The following is a 14,161-nucleotide window of genomic DNA, read 5'->3' on the forward strand; positions in this document are numbered from 1 at the left end:
CACTTGATAAATTTTATCAACTGTTTTTCCTACTATTTGATTAATAAAGTTGTTAGATTTCAATTTCGTGTTCGTTTTTTTTAATTAATGCCAACTCGTTATATAGTTACGTTTATATTTTATATCCCGCAAATAGACCAGAATATCGTAAGTTTCTTGTTGTTATCCCGTAAATATAAATAATTTTTCTTACCAAACTCAATACAAACAAAAAACCACCTTGCTTTCGCAAAGTGGTTTTTAAATAGTCATTTTTCTTTTTCTAACTCTATTTATCAATAGAACCTAAAACACGTTTCATAAAGTTATTAACGGCGTCTTTTTTAGAGGTACCTTCTTTAATCATTTTATTAACTTCAATGGCGCCATACATGTTAGAGATTAGCTCTCCAATAACGTCTAATTCTTCATCTTTTAACGAAGATACTTCGGTTAAGGCTTCTAGAGTTTCAATGGTTTCAACTATATAGTCTTCATCATTGTCTTCTATAAATTGTGTTAAGTGTTTTATTACTGGTAGTTTCATTGATTCATATATTTTTTTCATTTCTGCACTTATACTAGGCTTAGTATATACTGCAAAAACGTAAGTTGTTTTATTATGCTACTTCGTCAACTAATTCTTTTAAAACATCTACTTTATTGGTTTGCGTTTGGTTTACAAAAGCACCTCCTTTAAAGGTTGCAAAAGTTGGTAAGTTATCTACGGTAGCTAATTTTCTTGATTCTGGAAATTTTTCCGCATCAGCGATAACAAACGTAATGTTTTCTAACTCGCTAGCTAATTTCTTAACTTTTGGTTTCATAATACGACAGTTACCACACCAAGTTGCAGAGTATTGCACCACAACAGTATCGTTAGCAGCAATGATTTCGGCTAAATTATCTTGACTTAATTCTTGTACCATAATGTTTAAATTTATAGGAGTAAAATTCCAAATTCTAAAAGCTGTTAATCTGTAGTTTTAGGAATTTGGATTTTACTACTTGTAATTATTAATTAGTTAGAATGTGCAGCTAAATACTCGGCAGTTGCTTTTGCATTAGCACTCATAGCATCTTTTCCTTCTTCCCAGTTTGCAGGACAAACTTCTCCTTTTTCTTGAACGTGCGTTAAAGCATCTACTAAACGAAGGTACTCACCAACATTTCTACCTAATGGCATATTGTTAATGCTTTCGTGTTGTACAACACCATCTTCGTCAATAATATATGTAGCTCTGTATGTTACGTTATCGCCTTCAACTTGTACAGTTCCTGTAGCTTCGTCGTAAGTTTCGTTAGTAATATCTAAAATACCTAAGATGCTAGATAAGTTACGGTTGCTATCTGCAAGAATAGGGTAAGTTACACCTTCAATTCCGCCGTTATCTTTAGCTGTGCTTAACCATGCAAAGTGTACTTCTGGTGTATCACAAGATGCTCCAATTACGATAGTGTTTCTTTTTTCGAATTCTGCCTTAGCAGCTTCAAAAGCATGTAATTCTGTTGGACAAACAAAAGTAAAATCCTTTGGGTACCAAAACAATACAACTTTCTTTTTGTTATTTACCGCTTCTTCTAGAACGTTTACTTTAAAAGTATCGCCCATTTCGTTCATTGCGTCAACGTTTAAATCTGGAAATTTTTTTCCTACTAATGCCATGTTATTAAAATTTTATAATTATTGATTGTTTTTTTCTCATGCAAATATACACTTGAAAATACGTTTTCAGAATGAATAAAATTTTAAATTTTTATTAAGGAATAGATATAATTTATACTGAAGTTAATCTTGTATAGCTTAGGTTTATTTGCTTGTTTTTAACTGTCTGATTTTTAAGTTTAAAGCAGCAAAAAGCAGTGTTGTAAACGGACTTAGCCAATTAAAAATGGCATACAAGAAATATTCGCCAACACCAACTCCTAAAACTCCAGATTGGTAAGCGCCACAGGTGTTCCATGGTATTAAAACCGAGGTTACTGTACCAGAATCTTCTAAGGTTCTACTTAAATTTTCGGGGGCTAATCCGCGGTCTTCGTATGCTTTTTTAAACATTTTCCCTGGTATTACTATGGCCAAGTATTGATCGGAAGCAATGGCGTTTAAACCCAAGCAGCTTATTACTGTGCTTGCAAATAGTCCAAAAATAGAAGTAGCTACCGAGAGTAGGGCACTTGTAATTCTAGCAAGTGCTCCAATACCATCCATAATACCACCAAAAACCATGGCACAAAGAATTAAATAAATGGTCCATAACATACCTTGCATGCCTCCAGCAGAGAAAAGATCGTTAAGTTTCTCGTTATCGGTAGTAATTTGGGTATCTGTAAGAATAGAAGTGATTATCGCTGAAAATTTAGAATCTGCTAAACCATCTAGAATATTACCTTGAAATATAAAGGCGAATATAGCTGCTAAAATAACCCCAGAACATAAGGCTATTAATGGTTTTGTTTTTAAAAGAATTAATGCAACAACCGTTACTGGAACCAAAAATAACCACGGTGTAATAGTAAATGTAGTGTCTATAGTACTTAGTAAATTACTAATATCTGCACTACCAGTAGTTGTTATTGAAGCGCTTATAACGGCAAAAACAATAAGCGTGATAATTATGGTTGGTACCGTAGTAATGGTCATGTATTTAATGTGCGTAAACAAATCGGTTCCGGCCATAGCAGGAGCAAGGTTAGTGGTATCGCTTAATGGCGACATTTTATCTCCAAAATAAGCACCCGAAATTACAGCACCAGCAATCATTCCTGGGTTTATACCTAAAGCTGTACCAATACCAACAAGCGCTATACCTACGGTTGCAGAGGTGGTCCAGGAACTGCCCGTTGCAATAGAAATTATGGCTGCTATAATTACAGAAGCTGGTAAAAATATTTCTGGACTTAACACTTGTAAGCCGTAGTAAACCATGGCAGGAATTACACCGCTAACTAGCCATGTTCCTGCTAATGCACCTACTAGAAATAAAATCATGATTGGGATAAAAACACTTTTTATGTTTTCCCAAATTTCGGTATACATGCGTTTTAAAGATACTTTATTAAAAAGACCTACAATGGCAGCAATACCACCACCAATTAATAAGATAAATTGATTTGAGTAATCGCCTAAAAGTGCCCCATCGGCAAAAAAGATGTTATAAAACAAGAGGGCCATAAGAAGAACAACAGGAATAAGGGCTTCTATGAAATTAAGTTCTTTATTTTCTATAATAGTTTCGTGGTCTGCCTTAATTTCAGAAATGTTTTCTTGGTCTTGCATGTAAAATATTTTGGTGTTGTAATGTTACGATTTTCTTAAATTCTTTCAAAATTATGTGACTTATTTGAAAGATTAGCGTCCTAACTGTATAATATCTAAATTATTAGACCATGACTTTGACTGCAATAATCGTATTTTTTTTAGCTGCAATATATTTTTTGATTTATCTAAAATATAGTTCAAAGGCCAATTCTATAAAACTTCTTAATAATAAAGGTTTAACCGATAAAGAAAATATCATTTCTCGCACCAAGTCTTGCGTTTCGGCTGTTCTACTACCAGACGAGTTGTATTTTCCTTACTAAAGTTAATGGATTCTATTTCGATAGTTATACTATTTAATTATATTTGTACATTCTACACTTCTCTCAATAAATAGGTATGAAAAACATAATATTATTAACGTTCCTTGGGTTATCTTGGTGTTCAAGTAATGCGCAAGTTGGCGTAAATAATGCAAGTCCAAAAGCTTTGTTAGATGTTGAAGCAACAACACCTAATACACCCAATGCTAATGATGGATTATTAATTCCTAGAATAAACCAATTTCCGGCTACAAATCCTATTGCAGATCAAAATTCGATGATGGTTTACTTAACCACTAATTTATTTGCAGTTAATATTAACGGTACAGCAAAAGATTATACTTCGGGTTTTTATTACTGGGATAATGCACAAACAGATTGGATTCGCTTTCTTCAACAAACAGGTTGGACTATTAATGGAAATGACAATACAGATAGCAGTTTAAATTTTTTAGGCACCACGAATAATCAAGATTTAGTTTTTAAACGAAATAATGTTGTTGCAGGTTTGTTACATACTAGCAATACCTCTTTTGGGGTTAGTAGTTTAGTTGCTAATGCATCTGGCATTAATGGCACTGCTATTGGTGTTAATGCTTTAAGTAGTAATTCTGGCGGGTCTAGCAATACGGCTATTGGAAGTAGTGCTTTAGCTGCCAACGTATCAGGCATTAGAAACACTGCTATAGGTCATAATGCCTTACTAAATAATTTAGGAGGACGAAATACCGCCATTGGATATGGAGCAGGAGATACGAATACTAATGGAGATTTTAACACGTATATTGGAGAGAATGCGGATGCAACAAATAACAATTTACAATCTGCAATTGCAATAGGTAATGGGGCTAGAGTAGGTGCTACAGCTACTGTTTCTATTGGTAATAATGCAGAGGCTACAGAGCAAGATGCCATTTCAATAGGTAGAAACGCCGATGCCTTTGGAATAAATTCTATTTCAATAGGTCGAAGTACAGGTAGTAATGGTCTAGGTGCCGTTGCCGTTGGAGCTAATAGTGATGCTAGTTCCCAATATGGTTCTGCTTATGGGTCGTTTGCTCAAGCCATCGGAACAAGATCTACGGCTTTAGGTTATAGTAGTGATGCTAACGCAACAGATGGCGTGGCAATTGGAAGTAGTAGTCAAGTTTCAGGATTAAATGGTGTTTCAATTGGATCTTCATCTGAAACTACCGGAACAGATTCTGTTTCCATAGGAAATTCGGCATCTGTAACAGCAGGGAATTCTGTTGCCATTGGAAGTTCTACAATTGCATCGGCAGACCGCACAACTAGTGTGGGTGAACAAGCTGTAGCAAATGCGGCGAATGCTTTGGCCTTTGGAAGTGGAACAGTTGCTTCGGGTGTAAGAAGTTTGTCTTTAGGTAGAATAGCGGAAGCATCTGGAGAAAACTCAAGTGCTGTAGGAGAGAATTCTATATCTAGTGGGGTGTCCAGTTCTGCATTTGGTAGTAAAGCTGAAGCTACAGCAGATTACAGTTTAGCTTTGGGGTTTTTAGCTCATGCGGCAGACGAGTCTTCAGTGGTAGTTGGTAGTTATTCAGAAGTAACAGGAGCAAGTTTAAATTCTATTATACTTGGTAATTCATCTCTTATTTCAGGAAGTTCTACAAATAGCATCGCAATAGGTAACGATATTACTATTACAGGCTCAAAAACTAATGCTACAGGTGTTGGTTACCAAGCATCGCCAACAGCGTCCAATCAAATAATGTTGGGTAATGCGGCTGTTACTGAAGTTGTAACATCGGGAGCAGTTAGAGCTAACTCTTTTATATCCAACACTACAACATATCCCGATTATGTTTTTGAGGATTATTTTAAAGGTTTCTCTGAAATTAAAGCTGATTATAAGTTTAATACTTTAGAAAAAGCAGAAACTTTTGTTAGTGAAAATGGTCATTTACCGGGTGTAAAATCATATGCGGAAGTAAAACGCAGTGGGTTTAAATTGGATATTACTGAAGCTACAATAACTAATCTAGAAAAAATTGAAGAGCAGTTTTTGTATATTATAGAGCTTAACAAGAAAATAAAATCTCAAGAGCAATTAATTAACTCTCAAAATTCAAAAATTGAATCGCTTGAAGAACGCTTAACCAGAATTGAAAAACTTCTTGAAAAATAGAGCTTTAAAAGTGTTATTTTCGTTTGCTAATAAATTATGCTTTCTGTAATTCTAGTATCCCGACATCAATCATACAAGTTCGCATCATTTTATAAGTGCGGTTAATATCAGCATCTAACCCAATAGAAAACCGAATTAAACCATCGCTTAGTCCCATTTCTTTTTGTTCGTCTTCAGGGATTTCTGATGATGTAGAACTTCCCGGAGCGCTAAACAATGTTTTATAAAAGCCAAGGCTAACTGCAAGGTATCCTAAATTTCTATGTTGCATTAATTCCATTAATTCATTTGCTTTTTCTAAAGAGCCAACATCAATAGTTAACATACCGCCAAACCCATAGGCTTCATTCATCATACTTTTAAATAATTCATAAGAAGGATGCGATTTTAATCCTGGGTAAACCGTTTTTAAACCATCTGCTTCAAACCTTTCGGCTAAAAACAGACCATTTTTACTGTGTTGTTGCATTCTAATGTGCAACGTTCTTAAGTTTTTCAAAATAGATGCAGCTCTTAAGCTATCCATAGTAGAGCCAAGTAGCATGGATGCACCATCGTTTACGTTTCGTAAGTTATTTATAAATTCTTGAGTGCCACAAACAACGCCACCAACCGTGTCGCTAGAGCCATTAATAAATTTAGTTAAGCTATGTATAACTATATCTGCTCCCAAAGTAGCTGGCGATATAGATAATGGTGAAAATGTATTATCAACTACTAATTTTAAACCATGTTTTTTAGCAATTTCGGATAAGCCTTTAATATCGGCAACCTCAAGAAGCGGGTTACTTACAGATTCGCAATATAAAACTTTTGTGTTTTTGGTAATAGCGGCTTCTACGCTATCCAATTTTGTAATATCTACAAAAGTCGTTTTAATATTAAACCGAGGAGTGAAATTTTTAAAAAACGCATAGGTTCCACCATAAATGGTTCTACTAGAAATAACATGATCTCCTGCTCCACATAATTGAAGGATAGTGGCGGTTATTGCTCCCATACCAGAGGCAGATACATTGGCGGTTTCTGTGGCTTCCATAGCTGCTAATGCTTCACCTAAATATAAATTTGAAGGTGTTGAATGTCGCGAATAGAGGTAGCAACCATCCGCATTACCTTCAAAAGTATCAAACATGGTTTTTGCAGAAAGAAAAGTATATGTAGAAGAGTCTGAAATGGAAGGATTAACGCCTCCAAATTCGCCAAAATATTGTAAGTCTTGAATGTTATTTGCAGGTTTAAATGCCATAGTTTTAGTTTGTTGTTAGGTTTATAATAGTTGAAATCTAGTGTTATTTACATCAAAAATCGTTATATTTAGAATGAAATACAATATAATATTACTTAAGTAGAATATAAAACTATAATATATTATATTTGTAGAATATAAGACTGATTTAAGCGTGTTTACGAGCGTTTTAATGAAATATTTTCAAGTATGATATTTGATGCTACCGATAAAAAACTATTAGAATATATCCAACAGGATAGTAAGCAGACTAATAAGGAGCTTTCCAATAAATTAGGGCTTTCTGTTACTGCAGTATACGAACGGATTAAAAAGCTGGAAAAAGAAGGTTATATTAACGGATATATAGCAATAGTAAATAAAAAAAAGGTTGATAGAGATTTTGTGGTGTTTTGCCATGTAAAGCTCTTGCAGCATAGTCAGGAATTTGTGAAGCGTTTTGAGAAAGAGGTAACCTCTATTAACGAGGTTTTAGAATGCTATCATTTAAGTGGCGACTATGATTATTTACTTAAAATTATCGTAAAAGATATGGCTGAGTACAGAGAGTTTATGGTAAATAAGCTTACTAATATTAACCATATTGGGAGCACACATAGTATGTTTGTAATTTCTGAAGTAAAATACACTAATGCCATAAGTTTTTAAATGAAGTCTGTTACCTATAAAATTATAGAGTTTGTAATTATTTTTTTAATAATCCCAATAAGCTTTGCAGTGCCTTATTCACCTTGGTTAAAATTAAGTTTTGGGCTGTTAGGTTTTCTTTATGTTATTTATATATTGCTAAGAGTGGAGCAGTTAAAATTAAAAGTATCTAAAACCATAAAATGGAAACCCTTCTGGAAACTAACAGGTATTAAACTTCTCCTAATTGCTTTTTTAACGACCATATTTGTTTGGATTACGGATAGTGAGTCTTTATTTACTGTTTTATTAAACAAACCTTTAAAATGGCTTATGCTGCTTTTTATTTATAGTTTCTTTTCAGTATATCCGCAAGAGCTATTGTATAGAGCATTCTTTTTTAAGCGGTATCAAAGCTTGTTTAAAAACGAACCTCTTTTCTTATTGGTAAATGCCATTTTATTTGCCTTAGCTCACTTGTTTTTTGGAAGTGTATTAGTGTTAGTTATTACCTTTATTGGTGGTTTATTATTTGCCTTTACCTTTAAAAAAACGCAATCTACACTTTTAGTCTCTATTGAACATGCTATTTATGGTTGTTGGTTGTTTACTGTTGGTATGGGCAGTATGCTCGGTTTTCCAACCTAATTGTAGTATAATGAAATAGAAAAACTAATAATAGCCTTTAGTTAAATCTTTTTATTACTTTTATGGAGCTATTAACAACCTTAACTAACAAAACATGAAAAAATTAGGACCAGTCATTTTCGGATTTATTATTGGAGCAATTTTAACCTATTATTTTTGTCCGAGACCTCTTGGAGATAAGCCAACTATGGGTGAGGAATATGTAGTGCCAAAAGACACTATTTCGGTAAAGGAAGCTAAATTATTTAGTGCTAATTGGGAAAAAAATAACGAAACAGAAATAGATTCTACAATTGAAGTGGAGGGCCCAAGAAAGAAAATGCGCTCGGTATGGTGGTCATTAAAAGAAGTAAACCAATATTTAGCTTATGCTAAAGCGCAATCGGACACCTTAGGATTTAAAATGACAGGTGTGCGAATCTATCTAGGGAACTATGGGGATCGAAAAAAAGGATCTAAAAAGAACAGAAATACTATGTTTATTGTACCTACAGGTCCAAAATCGACATCTAAAGCTAGTAGTGTAAATATGTTTTTTCCACCTAGTGATCCAGATATTCCTGTACCGCCTTTAAACGATGGTGGTGGAGGTGATAGTGGTTACCCGAATTAGGCGTTTTTTTTTGGAAGAATTTTTATACCAACATAGATGGATTATAACAAGAGCCGTAGAAATTATTGCGGCTCTTACTGGTATTGTATTTTTTAAGAAATATAAATCTACTAACGCGAAGTATTTTATATATTTTTTAATATACCTATCTATTTGCGATTTTTTAAATACTTATACCTTGTATACAGGAAAAGGACAGTTTTTTTATTTTTTAAGGGAAACTGTATTTAAATATAATTATTGGTGGTCTACTTTGTATTGGAAAATTGGAGCTATTATGTTTTTTGTTTTTTTTTACAATAAAATACTATCCAACAAAAAATTTAAAAACATAATAAAATTTAGTGGCTTGTTTTTTCTGCTTTTTTCTATTATTTATATTCTTTTAAATTTTGATGATTATTTTGTTAGATTCTTTCCACCAATAAGTATTTTAGGTGCATTTATTATATTTTTATGTACCGTGTTTTACTTTATTGAGGTTCTATTAAGTGATAAGATTTTAGTTTTTTATAAATCATTAAATTTTTACATCAGCTTCGCAATATTTATTTGGTGGTTAATTATAACTCCCATTGTGCTGTATGATATATACATGCTTCACAAAGATTTTAATTATATCAAATTAAGATTTTTAATTTACTTATTGGCTAATATTACTATGTATTCAACATTTACTTTCGCGTTAATTTGGTGCAAACCAGAATTAATAAAAAATGAACTTACATAATGATTGATTTTTTAACGCGTAATTTTAATTTTATTTCTTATGCGTTGGAGTTTCTTGCCGCATTTGTAGGTTTGCTATGTTTTAAAAAGTATCGAAATACGTCCACACGATATTTTATTTATTTTTTGGTTTACATTTTTTTTGTTGAAGTTATTGGAGCCCTGTTAGTTTACGCTCCATTTTTTTTACCCATTCAATTATTAAGAAAAGCGGGTGTTCGTGTTAATAATTGGTATAATGTGTTATGGCTTTTTGGAAGTATTGTATGTGTAGTTTTCTATTTTCATGCTATTATAAATCGAAAAAAACTTAAGCTTGTAATAAGGGTTGTAGGCGTTTTGTTTATAGCAGTTATGCTATCTCATTTCGTATTTTATTATGATGTGTTTTTAAACTCGAGATCTATGTTTTATCAAATAGCTGGTCTTATAACCACAGTTGTTTGTATTACTACATATTTTATTGAATTAACAAATAGTGATTCTATTCTAAATATGTTTAAAATATTTAGCTTTTACGCTAGTGTTGGTCTATTTTTATGGTGGTTAATAATAACGCCCGTCATATTTTTTGATATTTATAATACAGAATCCGATCGGGATTTTGTTATTTTAAAAAGACTCATTTTTTTATTTGCCAATATATTTATGTATTCTTGTTTTATACTAGGTTTAATAATTTCAAAACCAAATAATGCTTAATTTATTTAATTTTTTATTTCTAATTCAGTCAGCGGTATCTACAGCCTCAGAACGCTATTTATTGGTGTATATGATAATCGTTTTAATTATCATTACATCCTTAGTGATTGTATTTTTTGTGGTATTCCAGAAGCGAAAGAATAAATTACTTCAGGATAGAATTAAGCAACAACAAGCTTTTGAAGCCGAAATTATACAGGCACAAACTGAGGCTCAAGAACAAACTTTAAAAAATATTGGTTGGGAATTGCATGATAATGTGGGGCAGTTATTGTCTTTTGCCAGCATGCAATTGAGTATATTAAAAATGCAAGTAGCTGATGATGTTAAAGATAAGTTTAAAGACACCTCAGAAGCACTTAGTAATGGTCTAAAAGAAGTTCGTGCACTTTCAAAAACACTTAATAACGATGTTATTTTAAATATTGGTTTTGAAAAATCCATTACCAATGAGTTGGACCGCATGAAAAAGATGAAGTTTACATCGGCAGAATTAAAAATTATTGGAGATAAAGTACCTTTCGCTGATCGAAAACATGAAATAATTGTGTTTAGAATACTTCAAGAGTTTTTGTCCAATTCAGTAAAATATTCTGATGCAAAAAATATTGGAATTACTTTAAATTATAAGCCAGAACGCATCATTATTACTGCAACTGACGATGGTAAAGGTTTTGATATTAAAGAGATTGAACAAGGTTCTGGTTTAATTAATATGAAAAGTAGAGCGGCGTTAATTCATGCAGATTTCGAATTGAACTCGCAGCCAAATAGTGGTGTTCAATTGGTACTTAACTATCCTTTAAACTAAATACCTGCTTACTATCCTAAATACTTAAAAACGGTTTTTAGTAAACCAACTTTTTTATTGTAAGGCGCATATCTAAACGAAGGATCAATCCAATTACCTCGTTTTACAATTGGTTTTGTATTAGAAAAAGCATTAAAACCATGTTTGCCATGGTATTCCCCAATACCACTAGCGCCAACACCTCCAAAAGGTAATCTGTGGTTTCCAAAGTGGATTAGTAAATCGTTAATTACACCACCGCCAAAACTAAATTTATTAATCGTTTCATTTATAAATGATGATTTGTTAGAAAATACGTAAAGCGATAATGGCTTATCTAAATTCCATATAATTTTTTCAATATCAGACGCCGTATCATACACTAATATTGGTAAAATAGGACCAAATATTTCTTCTTGCATTATAGGGCTTTCTATATTTGGCTCATCAATTAAAGTAGGAGCGATGTAACAGGTTGATTCGTCTATTTCACCACCATGCACTATGGTAGTGTCTTTAATTAATTCAGATAATCTTTTGGTGTTTTTTTTATTTACAATTCTAGGGAAGTCAGCAGAATTTTTAGGGTTATCACTGTATCTATTAATTATTTCGGCTTTTAAAGCCTTGATAAGATCTTGTTTAATATTAGATTTTACAATAACATAATCTGGTGCAATACAAGTTTGACCTCCATTTAAAAGTTTGCCCCATACCAAGCGGGTTGCTACAAGTTTTATATCAACCGAATCGTCAATAATACAAGGCGATTTACCACCAAGCTCTAAAATAGTGGGCGTTAAGTGTTTTGCTGCCGCTTTTGCTACAATTTTACCAACCGTTGTGCTGCCAGTAAAAAATATAAAATCCCACTTTTGCGCTAATAACTCGGTAGACGTTTCTACACCACCTTCAATTGAAATAGCAAGGTCTTCTGGAAAAACATATTCAATTATCGAGGTGATTACTTTTGAAGTATTTACAGTTAGTTCGCTTGGTTTTAATACAACCGTGTTACCTGCCGCAATAGCCATTATTAAAGGTTCCATAGCTAACAGAAATGGGTAGTTCCAAGGCGCAATAATTAATACCGTTCCGTAAGGCTCTTTATAAATATAATCTTTAGAAGGAAAGGTTAACAGCGACGCTTTAATGCGTTTAGGTTTTGCCCATTTTTTTAGGTTTTTAATAGCTAAGTTGAGTTCGGAAAGGACAATACCTATTTCGCTAAGGTAAGCTTCAAATTCCGATTTTTTAAAGTCTTGATATAAGGCATCTAAAATGTCCTGCTCCCTAGCTAGAATTTCTTTCTTTAAGGCTTTTAACAAGGATAGCCGATAGTCGATATCTTTAGTTTTTTGCGATTTGAAAAAAGAGTGTTGTACCGAAATAAGTTCTGAAATTGATTTCAAAGTTTTCTTTTAAAGGTATGAAAAAAATAAAGAAAGTGAAGTTGTTTCTATTTAAGACAAGCATTCCAAATGGCATCATCTGGTAAAGGCGCATCAATAGAAATAGGTTCGTTTTTTACAGGGTGTATAAACTCGATATGTCTAGCGTGTAAACTAATGCTTGCATCTTTGTTGCTTCTATCAAACCCATATTTTAAATCCCCTTTTATTGGGCAACCTATATTGGATAGCTGCACACGTATTTGGTGGTGTCTGCCGGTTTCAAGGTTCACTTCTAATAGAAAATAATTGTCTAATTTTTTAATTATTTTATAATGAAGAATAGCCTTTTTGCTTTCCGGAACTTCCTTTATGTGAGCTTTAGATTTATTGTTTTTAGGATTCTTTTTTAGCCAATTAACAAGTGTGTCCTCTTGTTTTGGTGGTTCGTTTTTTACAAGTGCCCAATAGGTTTTGCTAATATCTTTTGAAACAAATAACTTATTTAATCTAGGTAAAGCTTTACTGGTTTTTGCGAAAATAACAAGTCCTGTTGTGGGTCTATCTAGCCTGTGTACGGTTCCTAAATAGACGTTTCCTGGTTTGTTGTATTTGTCTTTTATATATTCTTTTACAACATCGCTTAGTGGTTTATCGCCAGTTTTATCGCCTTGCACAATATCGCCTGCCCGTTTATTTACCACGATTATGTGGTTGTCTTCAAGTAAGACTTGGAGATTGGATTTGTTTGAAAGAATTTTGTTTGACACGAATTTCACAAATTTGTACGAATGCTTCTCTTATAATTTTTAAGCTTACGAGTGAGACTGATTACTTAGACTGTTACTGAAAACTTAATACTTCTCATTTTCATTAGGGAAATCGGTACTTTTTACATCATCTACATATTGCGAAATAGCAGTGGTCATTTCATCATACAAACTTAGATACCTGCGTAAAAAACGAGGGTTAAATTCGTGTGTCATCCCTAGCATATCATGTAATACAAGCACTTGTCCGTCTACATCTGGTCCTGCACCAATACCAATAATTGGAATACTAACACTTTCGGCCACTTGTTTAGCAAGTTTAGCCGGTATTTTTTCTAAAACAATAGCAAAACAACCAATTCTTTCGAGCATTTTAGCATCTTCAATAAGTTGTTCTGCCTCTTCTTCCTCTTTGGCACGAACGGTATATGTTCCAAATTTATATATGGATTGTGGTGTTAAACCTAAATGCCCCATTACAGGGATTCCTGCATTTAAAATACGTTTGATGGATTCTTTAACTTCTTTACCACCTTCTAGTTTAACCGAATGCGCTCCACTTTCCTTCATGATTCTAATAGCAGAACGTAAAGCCTCTTTAGGGTCACTTTGGTAGCTTCCAAAAGGTAAATCTACAACAACCAAACACCTGTCGATAGCACGAATTACAGAAGAGGCATGATAAATCATTTGGTCCAATGTAATAGGTAATGTGGTTTCGTGTCCAGCCATAACATTACTAGCAGAATCGCCCACAAGAATAACGTCAATACCAGCACCATCAACTATTTTGGCCATAGTATAATCGTAGGCCGTAAGCATAGATATTTTTTCGCCATTGGCTTTCATATCTACTAATGTTTTAACGGTAATGCGTTTGTATTCTTTTTTTGCTACAGACATGTATTTTAAATTTAGTTCGTCTGTAA

At 33.1% G+C, this 14,161-nt stretch carries 13 protein-coding genes; 5 read left to right on the forward strand and 8 right to left on the reverse strand.

Annotated features, from left to right (window positions below; translation table 11 throughout):
- Positions 1 to 268 precede the first annotated feature (268 nt).
- The 4 genes from HNQ90_RS07735 to nhaC all read right to left on the reverse strand — a co-directional run bounded on the left by HNQ90_RS07735 (position 269) and on the right by nhaC (position 3,259).
- The gene (locus tag HNQ90_RS07735) at positions 269 to 526 is read right to left on the reverse strand and encodes a DUF6952 family protein (RefSeq protein WP_092853337.1); all 258 of its coding nucleotides are present in this window, start codon (positions 524 to 526) and stop codon (positions 269 to 271) included.
- Between the two features lie 73 nt (positions 527 to 599).
- Positions 600 to 908, reverse strand: coding sequence for a thioredoxin family protein (locus tag HNQ90_RS07740; protein WP_092853335.1), 309 nt, complete (start codon positions 906 to 908; stop codon positions 600 to 602).
- A 92-nt stretch (positions 909 to 1,000) separates the two neighbouring features.
- On the reverse strand, positions 1,001 to 1,645 hold the full coding sequence (locus tag HNQ90_RS07745; protein WP_144116091.1) for a peroxiredoxin: 645 nt from the start codon (positions 1,643 to 1,645) through the stop codon (positions 1,001 to 1,003).
- 144 nt (positions 1,646 to 1,789) lie between these two features.
- On the reverse strand, positions 1,790 to 3,259 hold the full coding sequence (nhaC, locus tag HNQ90_RS07750) for a Na+/H+ antiporter NhaC (RefSeq protein ID WP_144116090.1): 1,470 nt from the start codon (positions 3,257 to 3,259) through the stop codon (positions 1,790 to 1,792).
- Between the two features lie 381 nt (positions 3,260 to 3,640).
- Here nhaC and HNQ90_RS07755 point away from each other — a divergent pair, with 381 nt between their 5' ends.
- Positions 3,641 to 5,713 carry a hypothetical protein gene (locus HNQ90_RS07755; RefSeq protein ID WP_144116089.1) on the forward strand — a complete coding sequence of 691 codons (2,073 nt, stop codon included), beginning with the start codon at positions 3,641 to 3,643 and terminating at the stop codon, positions 5,711 to 5,713.
- A gap of 34 nt (positions 5,714 to 5,747) precedes the next feature.
- Here HNQ90_RS07755 and HNQ90_RS07760 read toward each other — a convergent pair whose 3' ends face one another.
- Entirely contained in the window at positions 5,748 to 6,962 is a 1,215-nt protein-coding gene (locus HNQ90_RS07760) for an aminotransferase class I/II-fold pyridoxal phosphate-dependent enzyme (protein WP_144116088.1), read from the reverse strand.
- A 189-nt stretch (positions 6,963 to 7,151) separates the two neighbouring features.
- Between HNQ90_RS07760 and HNQ90_RS07765 the strand changes: the two genes are divergently transcribed.
- The 4 genes from HNQ90_RS07765 to HNQ90_RS07780 all read left to right on the forward strand — a co-directional run bounded on the left by HNQ90_RS07765 (position 7,152) and on the right by HNQ90_RS07780 (position 11,092).
- Positions 7,152 to 7,610 (forward strand): Lrp/AsnC family transcriptional regulator, encoded by a 459-nt coding sequence (locus HNQ90_RS07765; protein WP_144116087.1) that lies wholly within the window; start codon positions 7,152 to 7,154, stop codon positions 7,608 to 7,610.
- Positions 7,611 to 8,237 (forward strand): CPBP family intramembrane glutamic endopeptidase, encoded by a 627-nt coding sequence (locus HNQ90_RS07770; RefSeq protein WP_144116086.1) that lies wholly within the window; start codon positions 7,611 to 7,613, stop codon positions 8,235 to 8,237.
- A 94-nt stretch (positions 8,238 to 8,331) separates the two neighbouring features.
- Positions 8,332 to 8,850 (forward strand): hypothetical protein, encoded by a 519-nt coding sequence (locus HNQ90_RS07775; protein ID WP_144116085.1) that lies wholly within the window; start codon positions 8,332 to 8,334, stop codon positions 8,848 to 8,850.
- 1,423 nt (positions 8,851 to 10,273) lie between these two features.
- Positions 10,274 to 11,092, forward strand: a complete 819-nt coding sequence (locus HNQ90_RS07780; RefSeq protein ID WP_144116083.1) for a sensor histidine kinase — start codon at positions 10,274 to 10,276, stop codon at positions 11,090 to 11,092.
- An 11-nt stretch (positions 11,093 to 11,103) separates the two neighbouring features.
- On the opposite strand, the gene HNQ90_RS07785 is transcribed toward HNQ90_RS07780, so the two are convergent.
- The 3 genes from HNQ90_RS07785 to panB form a co-directional block, all read right to left on the reverse strand.
- On the reverse strand, positions 11,104 to 12,474 hold the full coding sequence (locus HNQ90_RS07785) for an aldehyde dehydrogenase (protein ID WP_420837399.1): 1,371 nt from the start codon (positions 12,472 to 12,474) through the stop codon (positions 11,104 to 11,106).
- Between the two features lie 56 nt (positions 12,475 to 12,530).
- The gene (locus HNQ90_RS07790) at positions 12,531 to 13,232 is read right to left on the reverse strand and encodes an RluA family pseudouridine synthase (protein ID WP_144116081.1); all 702 of its coding nucleotides are present in this window, start codon (positions 13,230 to 13,232) and stop codon (positions 12,531 to 12,533) included.
- An 84-nt stretch (positions 13,233 to 13,316) separates the two neighbouring features.
- Entirely contained in the window at positions 13,317 to 14,135 is an 819-nt protein-coding gene (gene panB / locus HNQ90_RS07795) for a 3-methyl-2-oxobutanoate hydroxymethyltransferase (RefSeq protein WP_144116080.1), read from the reverse strand.
- Between the last annotated feature and the right edge of the window lie 26 nt (positions 14,136 to 14,161).

Origin of the sequence: Algibacter amylolyticus, assembly GCF_014202225.1 — a bacterium.
Taxonomy (GTDB): domain Bacteria; phylum Bacteroidota; class Bacteroidia; order Flavobacteriales; family Flavobacteriaceae; genus Algibacter_B; species Algibacter_B amylolyticus.